The organism is Lysinibacillus sp. NPDC047702 (assembly GCF_050272555.1).
In the GTDB taxonomy this organism is placed as follows: Bacteria; Bacillota; Bacilli; order Bacillales_A; family Planococcaceae; genus Lysinibacillus.
Genome location: NZ_JBNNMG010000040.1, coordinates 35,013 through 48,838, shown reverse-complemented (window position 1 = coordinate 48,838; position 13,826 = coordinate 35,013). Strand labels below are relative to the sequence as shown.

At 38.3% G+C, this 13,826-nt stretch carries 10 protein-coding genes; all 10 read right to left on the bottom strand.

Features of this window, described 5'->3' with window-relative positions; translation table 11 throughout:
- Positions 1–184: 184 nt before the first annotated feature.
- The 10 genes from ACQKIM_RS17755 to rpoC all read right to left on the bottom strand — a co-directional run bounded on the left by ACQKIM_RS17755 (position 185) and on the right by rpoC (position 13,665).
- Positions 185–2,164: an FtsX-like permease family protein gene (locus tag ACQKIM_RS17755; protein WP_427546279.1), complete on the bottom strand. Its 1,980-nt coding sequence runs from the start codon at positions 2,162–2,164 to the stop codon at positions 185–187.
- Positions 2,154–2,915 (bottom strand): ABC transporter ATP-binding protein, encoded by a 762-nt coding sequence (locus ACQKIM_RS17750; RefSeq protein ID WP_427546277.1) that lies wholly within the window; start codon positions 2,913–2,915, stop codon positions 2,154–2,156. Before ACQKIM_RS17750 ends, ACQKIM_RS17755 begins: the two co-directional genes overlap by 11 nt.
- Positions 2,916–3,011: 96 nt before the next feature.
- Entirely contained in the window at positions 3,012–4,028 is a 1,017-nt protein-coding gene (locus ACQKIM_RS17745) for a sensor histidine kinase (RefSeq protein WP_427546275.1), read from the bottom strand.
- Positions 4,029–4,033: 5 nt separating this feature from the next.
- Positions 4,034–4,723, bottom strand: a complete 690-nt coding sequence (locus tag ACQKIM_RS17740; RefSeq protein ID WP_427546273.1) for a response regulator transcription factor — start codon at positions 4,721–4,723, stop codon at positions 4,034–4,036.
- 244 nt (positions 4,724–4,967) lie between these two features.
- Positions 4,968–6,155, bottom strand: coding sequence for an elongation factor Tu (gene tuf / locus ACQKIM_RS17735; protein ID WP_219361369.1), 1,188 nt, complete (start codon positions 6,153–6,155; stop codon positions 4,968–4,970).
- Between the two features lie 136 nt (positions 6,156–6,291).
- Positions 6,292–8,370 carry an elongation factor G gene (gene fusA / locus ACQKIM_RS17730; protein WP_427546271.1) on the bottom strand — a complete coding sequence of 693 codons (2,079 nt, stop codon included), beginning with the start codon at positions 8,368–8,370 and terminating at the stop codon, positions 6,292–6,294.
- A gap of 80 nt (positions 8,371–8,450) precedes the next feature.
- Positions 8,451–8,921 (bottom strand): 30S ribosomal protein S7, encoded by a 471-nt coding sequence (gene rpsG / locus ACQKIM_RS17725; RefSeq protein WP_010860612.1) that lies wholly within the window; start codon positions 8,919–8,921, stop codon positions 8,451–8,453.
- A gap of 152 nt (positions 8,922–9,073) precedes the next feature.
- The gene (gene rpsL, locus ACQKIM_RS17720) at positions 9,074–9,493 is read right to left on the bottom strand and encodes a 30S ribosomal protein S12 (RefSeq protein WP_008181595.1); all 420 of its coding nucleotides are present in this window, start codon (positions 9,491–9,493) and stop codon (positions 9,074–9,076) included.
- Between the two features lie 98 nt (positions 9,494–9,591).
- Positions 9,592–9,840 (bottom strand): ribosomal L7Ae/L30e/S12e/Gadd45 family protein, encoded by a 249-nt coding sequence (locus ACQKIM_RS17715; RefSeq protein ID WP_427546269.1) that lies wholly within the window; start codon positions 9,838–9,840, stop codon positions 9,592–9,594.
- Between the two features lie 138 nt (positions 9,841–9,978).
- Complete coding sequence (rpoC, locus tag ACQKIM_RS17710; protein WP_427546267.1) at positions 9,979–13,665, bottom strand: DNA-directed RNA polymerase subunit beta'; 3,687 nt, start codon at positions 13,663–13,665, stop codon at positions 9,979–9,981.
- Between the last annotated feature and the right edge of the window lie 161 nt (positions 13,666–13,826).

Genomic DNA, 13,826 nt, shown 5'->3' with positions numbered 1-13,826 from the left:
GAAGCCTTGCTCTGCGCGAAAGCGAAGCGTCAGCGGCAAAGCGAGTAGCCTGGAACGGAAATCACCTTCATTTAACTTAGTAGTGTTCACAAAGAGTCCCTTGACCATTTAGTTTTTCAACACAATGAAAACAGTATGATGTTTAAATAATCATACTGTTTTGGAGTTTCTTCCTATCATATCGTTACAATGATTCACGAATAACCTTTTTATAATAGCCAACAGAGAGGATTGCAAAGATAGCATATAAAGTTATATAGCAGCTCATAGCGATCCATAACGGTGCTGTTAACTCTGAACCAAATAAAAACCATCCTGATTTTACTGCAAAATAACTATGAAGTAGCCCAATGATTAATGGAACACCAAAGTTAAAGGCCTGTTTCATATAAATTCCTTTCATAATATCTCTTTCGGCAAAGCCTATTTTTCTTAATATTGTGTAAGACCCACGCTCTTCTTCTGCCTCAGACATTTGCTTAAAGTATAAAATGCTGCCTGTTGTCATTAAAAATGCTAAGCCTAAAAACGCAGTCGTAAAGATAGTTAGCCCTAAATCTTCAATATTCTCTTTGTGTTCGCTCTCAAAAGATGATTGAATATATTGTTTTGATGAACCATCACTATTCAACGCTAAAATAACCCCTGCACCTGTTTGAATATATAGTTTCTCTGCTGTTGTTATGTCTTCCTTTGATTTTAAATTAATTGTAGCTTGTTTATGCCAAAGAAAAGGCTCTGATTGTGCTCCTAGCTTTTCAAACATTTCATCTGTAACGACAAAAATGGGTCCTCCACCGCCAGCTGTTACAATTCCACTTATGATACTTTTATCTTGAACATCTATAACATGAAATGTCTCCTCATGTTTACCAGTCGATACTACAACCTCACGATCCTTTTCTAATGGAAACATCTCTGCCATGTAACCGCCATAGTTTGTTAATATCACACTATTGCCAGACAATTTTGCCTCAGGTACACTTTGCTGATAATCACTTAGCGGGATAGTATATATTGTTCCTTTCATGGTATAAAATGGGCTGTCCTTCTGATCTTTAGACATTAATTGGGCTATAGAAGCTGTTACCGCCTGCAAACGGTAATCTACTTTGTCATAAGAAATATTGCTTTCCTCAAGTTCTTTCAAAAATTCCTGACCATTGTCCTCAAGTAAGATAAAATCTCCAGGTACTCGGCTAAATGCTGACGACTCTGAGGAATAATACCCAATATATGATAGTGTTGTAATCCCAAGAGAAACACCCGTTAAAACTGTAATTAATGTTAAGGATTTTGCGTTACTTTTCATACGATGCATAATGGGTGTTAATGCTAAAACATCGAGAACTGTTAAATGTCCATTTTTCTTTAAACGGATAGAGTTCATTATAAACGCTACAGAGAAGCGGAATACTAAAAATGTCCCGCCTATAGTAGTAGCTAAAATTATCATCATATTAACAAATAAGTTGCCAGGAGTTTCAATATCGAAGAGCTTTGTTGATGCATAGTAGCCATATACAATCAATACAAGCCCTATAAAACCGATCGCCATTTGTAATGGGCTAAAACGTTTGACACGCTCGTCTGCTTGCTTAGCAGCGCTGAATAAAGATAGCAGTGACACACGGTGAATCATCCAAGCCATCTGAACAAGCACAATTACTAAGAGTATAGCGAAGACGATAATAGATTTCTGTAATGCCTCGATACTAAATGTCATCGTGACAAGCGCCTCTTTTTCTAGAACACGTAATAATATCATGGCAAATAATCGAGAACTAAAGAAGCCTGCGAGCATACCTAAAACCACTGCACCAACAAATAATAAAATACTTTCAATTGCTAATAAACGTACAATTAAACCCTTTGTCATACCGATTAGTTGATACAAGCCAATTTCTTTACTACGACGCCTCATAAATAAATGGTTTGCATACAGTACGAAGAATAACACGATAAAATACAATATATATGTTGCTGCTTCAAATCCCGCTGTGGCTGTACCACTCTTATTAACAGTTTCCAGTACATCAGCATTGTTTTGCAAAGTCACAAAGGAAAAATATAAAGTCACACTGAAAATAAGGGCAAAGAAATATAAGTAATAGTGCTTCATATTTTTCTTCATGCTACGTAATACAAGCTTACTAAGACTCATAACCGTCACCACCTAGCACACTTTGCGTATGCATGATTTCCTGGAAAAACGCCTGCCTTGTTTTATCACCTTTATATAACTCACTATAAATAAGCCCATCCTTTAAGAATAAAACACGCGTGCAAAAGCTTGCTGCTACTGCATCATGCGTAACCATCATAATTGTAGCCTTTTTCGCCTCATTAATACTTTGTAGATTTTTTAAAAGTGCTGTGGCTGATTTGGAGTCAAGTGCACCAGTAGGCTCGTCTGCAAATACTAGCGATGGATTTGTAATTAGCGCACGAGCTGCAGATGTACGTTGTTTTTGCCCACCTGATATTTCATTGGGATATTTATTTAGAATCTCAGCAATCCCCAATAAATGTGTAAGCTCTTTTACACGACTGTCTGCAACAGCCTTTGGTAGCTTGCCAATAGCTAACGGTAATAGTATATTTTCTTTTACCGTTAATGTATCTAATAAATTATAATCCTGAAATATAAAACCTAATTGCTCACGACGGAAATTAGCTAGTGCCTTTTCCTTCATTCCTCGTAAGTTTTGACCATTTATTTCAATAACACCTTCTGTTGCAAAATCAATAGAGCACAGAACGTTTAATAATGTTGTTTTTCCAGAACCTGATGAACCCATAATCCCAACAAATTCTCCTTGATTAACCTCTAAATCTATACCCTTCAAAACCTCTTGAGCTGTTGATTTTTTACCATAGACCTTCTTTACTTTACGACCAATTAAAACTGTCACTTATAAACGCCCCTTTCTATAGTTCAAGTGTACCCTGTCTTCTTTGCTTATTCGTGCGTTTTACATGACAATATAAAAAGGTAGGTGACAATTTCGTCATCTACCTGTTAGTTTGACATATTCATTTTGTAATGGAAAACGCAAGGTAAATATGGAGCCTTCCCCTACATTGGATTGAACCGTAATACGAATCCCAATCTTCTGTGCGACATTATGTGCTAAGTATAAACCCATACCTGTTGACTGACTAGATTCCCTTCCAGCTGTCCCTGTATATGACTTCTGGAAAATTCGGGGTAAATCCTCTTTACGAATGCCCATACCATTATCCTTAATATGTAATAGTGTTGCTCCGTTTGGGTCTACCTCTGTAAATATGAATATTTCTGAGTTAGTGGGACTATATTTAATCGCATTAGACAAAATTTGTCGAACGATAAAGGCTAGCCATTTACCGTCTGTCATCACTGTATCTGTTAACTCTTCAACATCAAAACCGATACCCTTTTCAATGCACCATGCCTGCATAGCTTTTATTTCATTATAGACAGCAGCTCGTAGCTCCATTTCTAACATATAATTATCTTTTTCAATGGAAGATAATCGTGTTTGGTGCAGCTGCTGATCAACCAATAAATGTAGCCTTAGCCACTCTGCCTCTAATTTACGACGTAATGACAAATCTTCTATATGATCCAGCATTAGATTAATAGTTGTTAATGGGGCTTTTACTTCATGAACCCATGCGAGAAGCTCATCAGTATACTCTTGTAATTGAACTTTTGCTTGATTTAGCTCTGCATTTTTATCATAAAAAATATCTTCTATTTTCGTAAAGTAAGCTGTTTGAAAAGGGGAAAGCACCAGGCTTCTGCTATGTGCATCATCGAGTTGACTATCTACATTTCCCAGGAAATCATTAAGTTGCTTTATCTCGACTACATATCTCCAAAAAAGAAACATTATAAAACTAACAAGCAAAATCACATTTACATACCAAATAGATACCCCTACTAGACCAACGTCTAATGAAAATAAAATGTTGAGTACAGCAATCATAAATAGAAAGTAACTTATCCATGCTAAGCGTTCTCTTATAAATAATAATGGCATCTTCATCACGTCCCTTGTATGACGGCAATATAACCAAGTCCCTTTTTGGTTAAAATAACATCCTGTAAACCTATATCCTCAAGCTTAGAACGTAAACGATTAACATTCACTGACAAAGTGTTATCATTAACAAAGCGCTCATCATCCCATAACTTTCTCATCAAATCATCTCTAGAAACAATTTGATTTGTTTTTTCCACTAAAATACGTAAAATAAAGAGTTCGTTTTTAGTTAAGGAGGCAATGTTTCCATTATACATAATCTCACTTCTAGCATAGTCAATAACCGCACCATTGAATCGTGTAACATCCAAAGATTCTTCTATATAATCATACGTACGACGTAAAATAGCCTGAACCTTAGCTAGCAATACTTCCATGTGGAAAGGTTTTTGCACAAAATCATCAGCACCCATTTGCATTGACATAACCATATCCATCGGATGGTCTCTTGATGATAGAAAGAGGATTGGCACCTTTGATATATGACGAATTTCACGACACCAATGAAAACCATCATAGGCTGGTAATTGAATATCAATTATGACTAGATGCGGCTTTTCCTCAATAAAATCATCCATCACCTTTTGAAAATTTTTAGGTCCAACCACCTGTAACGACCACTGCGTAAATCTTGTCTGAATCATTTCAAAAATTGATGGATCATCCTCTATCAATAATATCTTCAACTCCATTTTAAAGCACTCCTTTTTAACAAGTAGGATATCTTGCTTTTAACGTTGCAAGCCCGAAAATATCAGTTAATTTAACTTAAATAAGTTATCATAATGCAGTCTGTTATTAACCACACTAAATGAACATAAAACAATTTAATTTAAATGTAAATTGTATATTTGTTAGCTATATTAATTTTAACATAAAAAACCAATCTGTAAGCGTCCCTACAGATTGGTTTAGAAAAATTAGCTTAAGCTAAAATTATTTTTGGATAGTAGCTACTACGCCAGCGCCTACAGTACGGCCACCCTCACGGATAGAGAATTTAGTACCTTCTTCAAGAGCGATTGGAGCAATAAGTTCTACTGTCATTTCAATGTTATCACCAGGCATTACCATTTCAACGCCTTCTGGTAAGTTACAGATACCTGTTACGTCAGTTGTACGGAAGTAGAACTGAGGACGGTAGTTAGAGAAGAATGGAGTATGACGGCCACCCTCTTCTTTTGATAAAACGTAAACTTCAGCTTTGAAGTTAGTGTGTGGAGTGATTGAGCCTGGTTTAGCTAATACTTGACCACGTTGGATTTCTTCACGAGCTACACCACGAAGTAATGCACCGATGTTGTCACCAGCTTCAGCGTAGTCTAATAATTTACGGAACATTTCTACACCAGTTACAGTTGTAGATTTTGCTTCTTCAGTAATACCAACGATTTCGATTACATCGCCGACTTTAACTTGACCACGTTCAACACGGCCAGTTGCTACTGTACCACGACCAGTGATAGAGAATACATCCTCTACTGGCATCATGAATGGTTTGTCAGTTTGACGTTCTGGAGTTGGGATATAAGAATCTACAGCGTCCATTAATTCAACGATTTTTTCTTCCCATTCTGCTTCGCCTTCAAGAGCTTTAAGAGCAGAACCTTTAATTACAGGGATATCATCGCCTGGGAAGTCATATTCAGATAGTAGGTCACGGATTTCCATTTCCACTAATTCTAATAATTCTTCGTCGTCAACCATATCACATTTGTTCATGAATACTACTAAGTATGGAACACCAACTTGACGAGATAAAAGGATGTGTTCACGAGTTTGTGGCATTGGACCATCAGCAGCAGATACTACTAAGATACCACCGTCCATTTGTGCAGCACCAGTGATCATGTTTTTAACATAGTCAGCGTGTCCTGGGCAGTCAACGTGTGCATAGTGACGAGATTCTGTTTCGTATTCTACGTGAGAAGTATTGATTGTGATACCACGTTCTTTTTCTTCTGGTGCGTTATCGATGTCAGCGTAAGATTTAGCTGTACCACCCATTTTTTTAGAAAGAACTGTAGCAATTGCAGCAGTTAAAGTAGTTTTACCATGGTCAACGTGTCCGATTGTACCAATGTTAGCATGCGTTTTTGAACGGTCAAATTTTTCTTTAGCCATTAGAGATTGCCTCCTCAAAATTATATGTTTTATTTTTGGAATTTATAGAATGAATGCTGATAGAGAACGGGCCCATCCCCTATCCTGCAATCATAGCTTACAAATTAGTTATACTTTATGCAAGATGAAAATTCAATTATTCACCTTTATTTTTTTTGATGATTTCAGCAGCGATTGATTTTGGTACTTCTTCATAATGATCAAATGTCATTGAGAATACACCACGACCTTGCGTTGCAGAACGAAGAGTCGTTGCATAACCAAACATTTCCGCTAAAGGAACCATTGCACGAACAACTTGTGAGTTACCGCGAGCATCCATACCCTCAACGCGTCCACGACGAGAAGTAATGTTACCCATGATATCACCAAGATATTCTTCTGGAATTACAACTTCAACTTTCATCATTGGTTCTAAGATAACAGCGTCACATTGTTTCGCAGCTTCTTTAAGTGCCATAGATGCAGCAATTTTGAACGCCATCTCATTCGAGTCAACGTCATGGTAAGAACCGAATACTAATTTCGCCTTAATGTCGATTAGTGGGTATCCAGCAACTACACCGCGGTCAAGAGAGTCACGAAGACCAGCTTCTACTGCAGGAATGTATTCACGAGGTACTACACCACCAACGATAGCGTTTTCGAATTCAAAGCCTTTACCTTCTTCATTTGGAGAGAACTCAATCGTTACGTCTCCGTATTGTCCACGACCACCAGATTGGCGAGTGAATTTACCTTGAACTTTTGCAGAGCCACGGAATGTTTCACGGTAAGATACCATTGGAGCACCTACGTTAGCTTCTACTTTAAATTCACGGCGCATACGGTCAACTAAGATATCAAGGTGAAGCTCACCCATACCTGAGATGATTGTTTGTCCAGTTTCTGTGTCAGTGTGAGCACGGAAAGTTGGATCCTCTTCTTGAAGTTTAGCTAAAGCTTGACCCATTTTATCTTGGTCAGCTTTTGATTTTGGTTCTACAGAAAGAGAAATTACTGGCTCAGGGAATTCCATTGATTCAAGAATAACTAGGTTTTTCTCGTCACATAGAGTGTCACCAGTAGTAGTATCTTTAAGACCTACTGCTGCTGCGATGTCCCCAGCGAATACTTTAGAAATCTCTTCACGAGAGTTAGCGTGCATTTGTAGGATACGACCAACACGTTCACGTTTACCTTTAGAAGAGTTTTGTACGTATGAACCTGAATCTAATGTTCCAGAGTACACACGGAAGAATGTTAATTTACCTACGAATGGGTCAGTCATAACTTTGAATGCAAGAGCTGAGAATGGCTCTTCATCAGAAGATTTACGTTCTAACTCTTCGTCACCATCAACTGTAGTACCTTTGATTGCTGGTACATCAACTGGAGATGGTAAGTAATCGATAACTGCATTTAACATTGGGCGTACGCCTTTGTGTTTGAATGCTGTACCACAGATTACTGGGTAGAATTCTACTGCGATTGTAGCACGACGAATAGCCGCTTTTAGCTCAGCAACAGTAATTTCTTCGCCTTCTAAATATTTTTCCATGATTTCTTCATCAACACTTGCAACGGCGTCGATTAATTTTTCACGGTATTCTTCAGCTTGTTCACGGTATTCTGCAGGAATTTCTCCTTCAGTTACTGCTGTACCCTTCTCATCACCGTAGAAAGTAGCTTTCATTTCAACTAAGTCAATGATAGCAGAGAACTGATCTTCAGCTCCGATAGGTAATTGGACAGGGTGAGCATTTGCTTGTAATCGCTCATGTAGAGTTCCTACAGAGTATAAGAAATCTGCTCCTGTTTTATCCATTTTGTTAATGAATACAATACGTGGAACACCATATGTTGTAGCTTGACGCCATACAGTTTCAGTTTGAGGCTCAACACCTGATTGAGCATCAAGTACTGTTACAGCACCGTCAAGTACGCGTAATGAACGTTCTACTTCTACAGTGAAGTCTACGTGTCCAGGAGTATCGATGATGTTTACACGGTGACCTGCCCATTGTGCTGTTGTTGCAGCAGAAGTGATTGTAATACCACGTTCTTGCTCTTGCTCCATCCAGTCCATTTGAGAAGCGCCTTCATGTGTTTCACCGATTTTGTGAATCTTACCAGTGTAATAAAGGATACGCTCAGTTGTTGTTGTTTTACCAGCATCAATGTGAGCCATGATCCCAATATTACGAGTATTCTCAAGTGAGAATTCGCGTTTCATAGGAAATTTCTCCTTCCATATTGGGGTAAAGATTGTATAAAAGACCTTGTGTTAGCCAATTAGCTAACACATAGGTTAAATTACCAACGGTAGTGAGCGAATGCTTTGTTCGCTTCTGCCATTTTGTGCATATCTTCACGTTTCTTAACTGATGCACCAGTGTTGTTTGAAGCATCTAGAATTTCGTTAGCTAAACGCTCTTCCATAGTTTTTTCACCACGAAGACGAGAATAGTTAACTAGGTAACGAAGACCTAAAGTTGTACGACGTTCTGGACGTACTTCAACTGGTACTTGGTAGTTAGAACCACCAACACGGCGAGCGCGTACTTCAAGAACTGGCATTACGTTATTTAGAGCAGCTTCGAATACTTCAATTGGATTTTCACCAGAACGTTCTTTAACAATCTCGAACGCACCGTATAAAATCTTTTGAGAAGTACCTCTTTTACCATCAACCATCATTTTATTGATTAAACGAGTTACTAGTTTTGAACTATAAATTGGATCTGGTAACACGTCACGTTTGGAAACAGGACCTTTACGAGGCATGTGTTTTCCTCCTTTCGAATAGTTATCGATTTATTTTTATAAAGTTGACCTTGTCGTATTTGTCAGTCAATATCAAATCTGCTAGCAAGATTTGATATTTGTGACAACTAGTATGAGGCTCATTTATGAAATAACGTTAATTAAACGTTAAATTATTTTTTCTCTTTAGGGCGTTTTGTTCCGTATTTAGAACGTGATTGTAAACGACCGTTTACACCAGCTGTATCAAGAGCTCCACGTACGATATGGTAACGAACACCCGCTAAGTCTTTTACGCGTCCGCCACGGATAAGAACAACACTGTGCTCTTGTAAGTTGTGGCCTTCACCTGGGATATAAGCTGTAACCTCAATTTGGTTAGTTAAACGTACACGAGCGTATTTACGTAACGCTGAGTTTGGTTTACGAGGTGTCATTGTACCAACACGAGTACAAACACCGCGTTTTTGTGGAGACTTAACATCAGTTAAAGATTTTTTAAATGAGTTATATCCTTTGTTTAACGCTGGTGATTTTGATTTCGTGCTTTTAGATTGACGAGGCTTACGTACTAATTGGTTAATTGTAGGCATCGGTATTTCCTCCCTTCATTTATTCCTTGTTAATACCACACATCCAGGTGGTTCATTTTTTGGGTAAAAACAAAGTCTTTGTGTTTTATACACAAAAACTACTCTACAGCAATAGCAACAACCGCTGCTCCAACGTGGATTCCACAGGCCTTGCCCAGTTCCTTTTTGGACTCAACAAGAATAACTGGCACACCGATTTCTCTCGCGAAAGTAATGGCCAAATCGGTTACCCAATTGTCTGCATCAAGTGCCACAAAAAGTTCTTTCACTGAACCATCGCGCATTGCTTTTACTGCTTGCTTTGTACCTATGATTGTTTTACTAGCCCTTACTTTATCATAAGACATTTGCATATCCTCCGAAGTACAGACAGTTAACTATCAACCTTCAATATATTATCATTACCAATTACCACTGTCAACTAATATCTTTAAAAAGTCCGAAGAGATGGGTTTTTACCATCTCTCCGGAGCTCATTTTAATAGTTATTCAGCAGAAATAGTTTCTTCTAAATCAAGCTCATCTTTTTCAATGCGGATTTGACGGTAACGTTGCATACCAGTACCTGCAGGAACAAGTTTACCGATAATTACGTTCTCTTTTAATCCTAGAAGTTCGTCACGTTTACCTTTAATTGCAGCATCTGTTAAGACACGAGTTGTTTCTTGGAATGATGCGGCAGATAAGAACGATTCTGTTTCAAGTGAAGCTTTTGTAATACCAAGAATTACAGGACGGCAAGTTGCAGGGTTTTTGCCGTTTATAACAGCATCTGCATTTGCCTCTGAGAATTGGTGGATATCTAGTAATGAACCAGGTAATAATTCTGTATCACCAGCTTCAATTACACGCACTTTACGAAGCATTTGACGTACCATTACTTCGATATGTTTATCTCCAATTTCTACCCCTTGCATACGGTATACTTTTTGTACTTCTTTTAACAGATACTCTTGAACTGTTGAAACGTCTTTAACTTTTAGTAATTGTTTTGGATCGATAGAACCTTCTGTCAATACCTGACCACGTTCTACAAAGTCGCCTTCTTGTACTTTCAGACGCGCATTGTAAGGTGCTGGGTATTTACGTGTTTCTACATCACCTTCAATTGTAATTTCTTTTAGACCTTCACGGATTTCAGTGATGTCTGAAACAGTACCCGCGATATCAGAAATAACTGATTGACCTTTAGGATTACGTGCTTCAAAGATCTCTTGGATACGCGGAAGACCTTGTGTAATATCATCCCCGGCAACCCCACCTGTATGGAATGTACGCATTGTTAACTGTGTACCTGGTTCACCGATTGATTGAGCAGCAATGATACCAACTGCTTCTCCAACTTCAACCTCTTCACCTGTTGCTAAGTTCATGCCGTAACATTTTTTACATACGCCATGTTTTGTATTACATGTAAATGCAGAACGAATTGTTACTTCTTCAATACCTAACTCAGTAATAATACGAGCGATATCTTGATCGATTAATCCGTCTTTTGCTAAAATCACTTCGCCTGTTTCTGGATGATAGATTGTTTTCTTCGTATGACGACCAACAATACGTTCGTCTAACGCTTCAATTAACTCTGTACCTTCCATTAACGCGCCGATTGTTAAACCGCGGTCAGTTCCACAATCATCTTCACGAACGATAACATCCTGTGCTACGTCTACTAGACGACGAGTTAAGTAACCTGAATCGGCAGTTTTTAGGGCTGTATCGGCAAGACCTTTACGGGCACCATGTGTAGAGATGAAGTATTCCAATACCGTTAAACCTTCACGGAATGAAGATTTGATTGGAAGTTCAATGATACGACCAGCCGGATTGGCCATCAGACCACGCATACCTGCTAATTGTGTAAAGTTAGAGGCATTACCACGGGCACCTGAATCAGACATCATGAAGATTGGGTTTGTTTTCTCAAGTGATTTCATTAGTTTTGATTGGATTTCATCTTTCGCAGCACTCCAACTAGAGATAACGCGGTCATAACGTTCTTCCTCTGTGATGAAACCACGACGGAATTGTGCTTGCACTTTATCTACTTTGTCTTGTGCTATTGCTAAAATATCGCCTTTATCTGGTAATACAACAATGTCAGAAACACCAACTGTAATACCAGCGCGTGTTGAATATTTGAATCCTAGGTTTTTCATGCGGTCAAGCATTTTAGATGTTTCTGTAATGTGGAAACGTTTAAATACTTCGGCAATGATATTTCCTAAGAATTTTTTACGGAACGGGTTCACAACTGGTACTGATGCAAAGTATTTGCGTAGTACAGCTATACGTTGTGCATTAATTTTGCCCTTTTCATCAAGTGCATTATAAGTCGCATCAGCCTCAAGCTCTTTTAACGTTTCTTCGTCAATTGTTAAGTTAACAAAGAATTTGTCTGGTGTTTCTTGCTCTAAGTTGAAATCAGTTGGCTCATTAATATACGGGAATGATTTAGGCAAGATTTCGTTAAAGATTACTTTCCCAACAGTTGTTAATAAGAATTTATTATTTTGTTCTTCTGTAAATCTTGGATTGCTTAACGAACTTGCTTTAATGGCAATACGAGTATGCAAGTGAACATGACCTGTATCATATGCAATTAACACTTCGTTTGGACCATAGAAAACAGAGCCTTCCCCTCGAGCACCTTCACGCTCAAGTGTTAAGTAATAGTTTCCTAATACCATATCTTGAGAAGGTGTTACAACTGGTTTACCGTCTTTCGGGTTAAGGATATTTTGTGCAGCAAGCATTAATAGACGAGCTTCTGCTTGTGCTTCAGCTGATAATGGTACGTGAACCGCCATTTGGTCACCATCGAAGTCAGCGTTGTAAGCTGTACATACCAATGGATGAAGACGAATAGCACGACCTTCAACTAATGTTGGTTCGAACGCTTGAATACCAAGACGGTGAAGTGTAGGTGCACGATTCAGTAACACTGGATGCTCACGAATTACATCTTCTAAAACGTCCCATACGTCGTTGTTTAAACGTTCGATTTTACGTTTAGCAGATTTAATATTATGAGCAAGACCACGTTCAACTAATTCTTTCATAACAAACGGCTTGAATAATTCAATAGCCATTTCTTTTGGTAGACCACATTGATACATTTTTAAGTTTGGACCTACTACAATAACGGAACGACCAGAGTAGTCAACACGTTTACCTAGTAAGTTTTGACGGAAACGACCTTGTTTACCTTTTAGCATATGTGAAAGTGATTTTAGCGGACGATTACCTGGACCTGTTACAGGACGACCACGACGACCGTTATCAATTAATGCATCAACAGCTTCTTGTAACATACGTTTTTCATTTTGAACGATAATGCTTGGAGCACCAAGGTCTAGTAAACGTTTTAAACGGTTGTTACGGTTGATTACACGACGATATAAATCGTTTAAGTCAGAAGTAGCGAAACGACCACCATCTAATTGCACCATTGGACGAAGCTCTGGTGGAATAACAGGTAGTACATCTAAAATCATCCATTCAGGTGAGTTACCTGAGTTACGGAAAGATTCAACAACTTCTAGACGTTTGATGGCACGCGTACGACGTTGACCTTGTGCAGATTTCAGCTCTTCTTTTAAAGATTGGGTTTCATCCTCAAGATCAATTTTGCCCAATAATTTCTTGATTGCTTCTGCACCCATAGATGCTTCGAATGTGTTACCGAATTTTTCACGATATGCACGATACTCTTTTTCAGAAAGTAGTTGTTTGCTTTCTAAGTTTGTTGCACCTGGCTCAATAACAACATAGGATGCAAAGTAAATTACCTCTTCTAATGCACGTGGGGACATATCTAAAATAAGACCCATACGGCTAGGAATACCTTTGAAGTACCAGATATGAGAAACTGGTGCTGCTAATTCGATGTGGCCCATACGTTCACGACGTACTTTAGCACGTGTTACCTCAACACCACAACGATCACAAACTACGCCTTTATAGCGTACACGTTTGTACTTACCACAATGACATTCCCAGTCCTTTGTTGGACCGAAAATACGCTCACAGAATAAACCATCTTTTTCTGGTTTTAATGTACGATAGTTAATTGTTTCTGGTTTTTTTACTTCACCGTATGACCAAGAGCGAATCTTGTCAGGAGAAGCTAAACCAATTTTCATATATTCAAATTCATTAACGTCTATCAAGGAGCCTACCTCCCTCTAGTATAGGTCTTTATAAAGACTCTTTTACGCAGCTCGACAATCGTTTGCAAAAAAATGTACTTCTTTGACAAAAGATTAAAATAGTTATTCATTAAAAAGAAAAAGTCGGACAGGGCATTAAATCCTGCCCGACTAATTTGAAA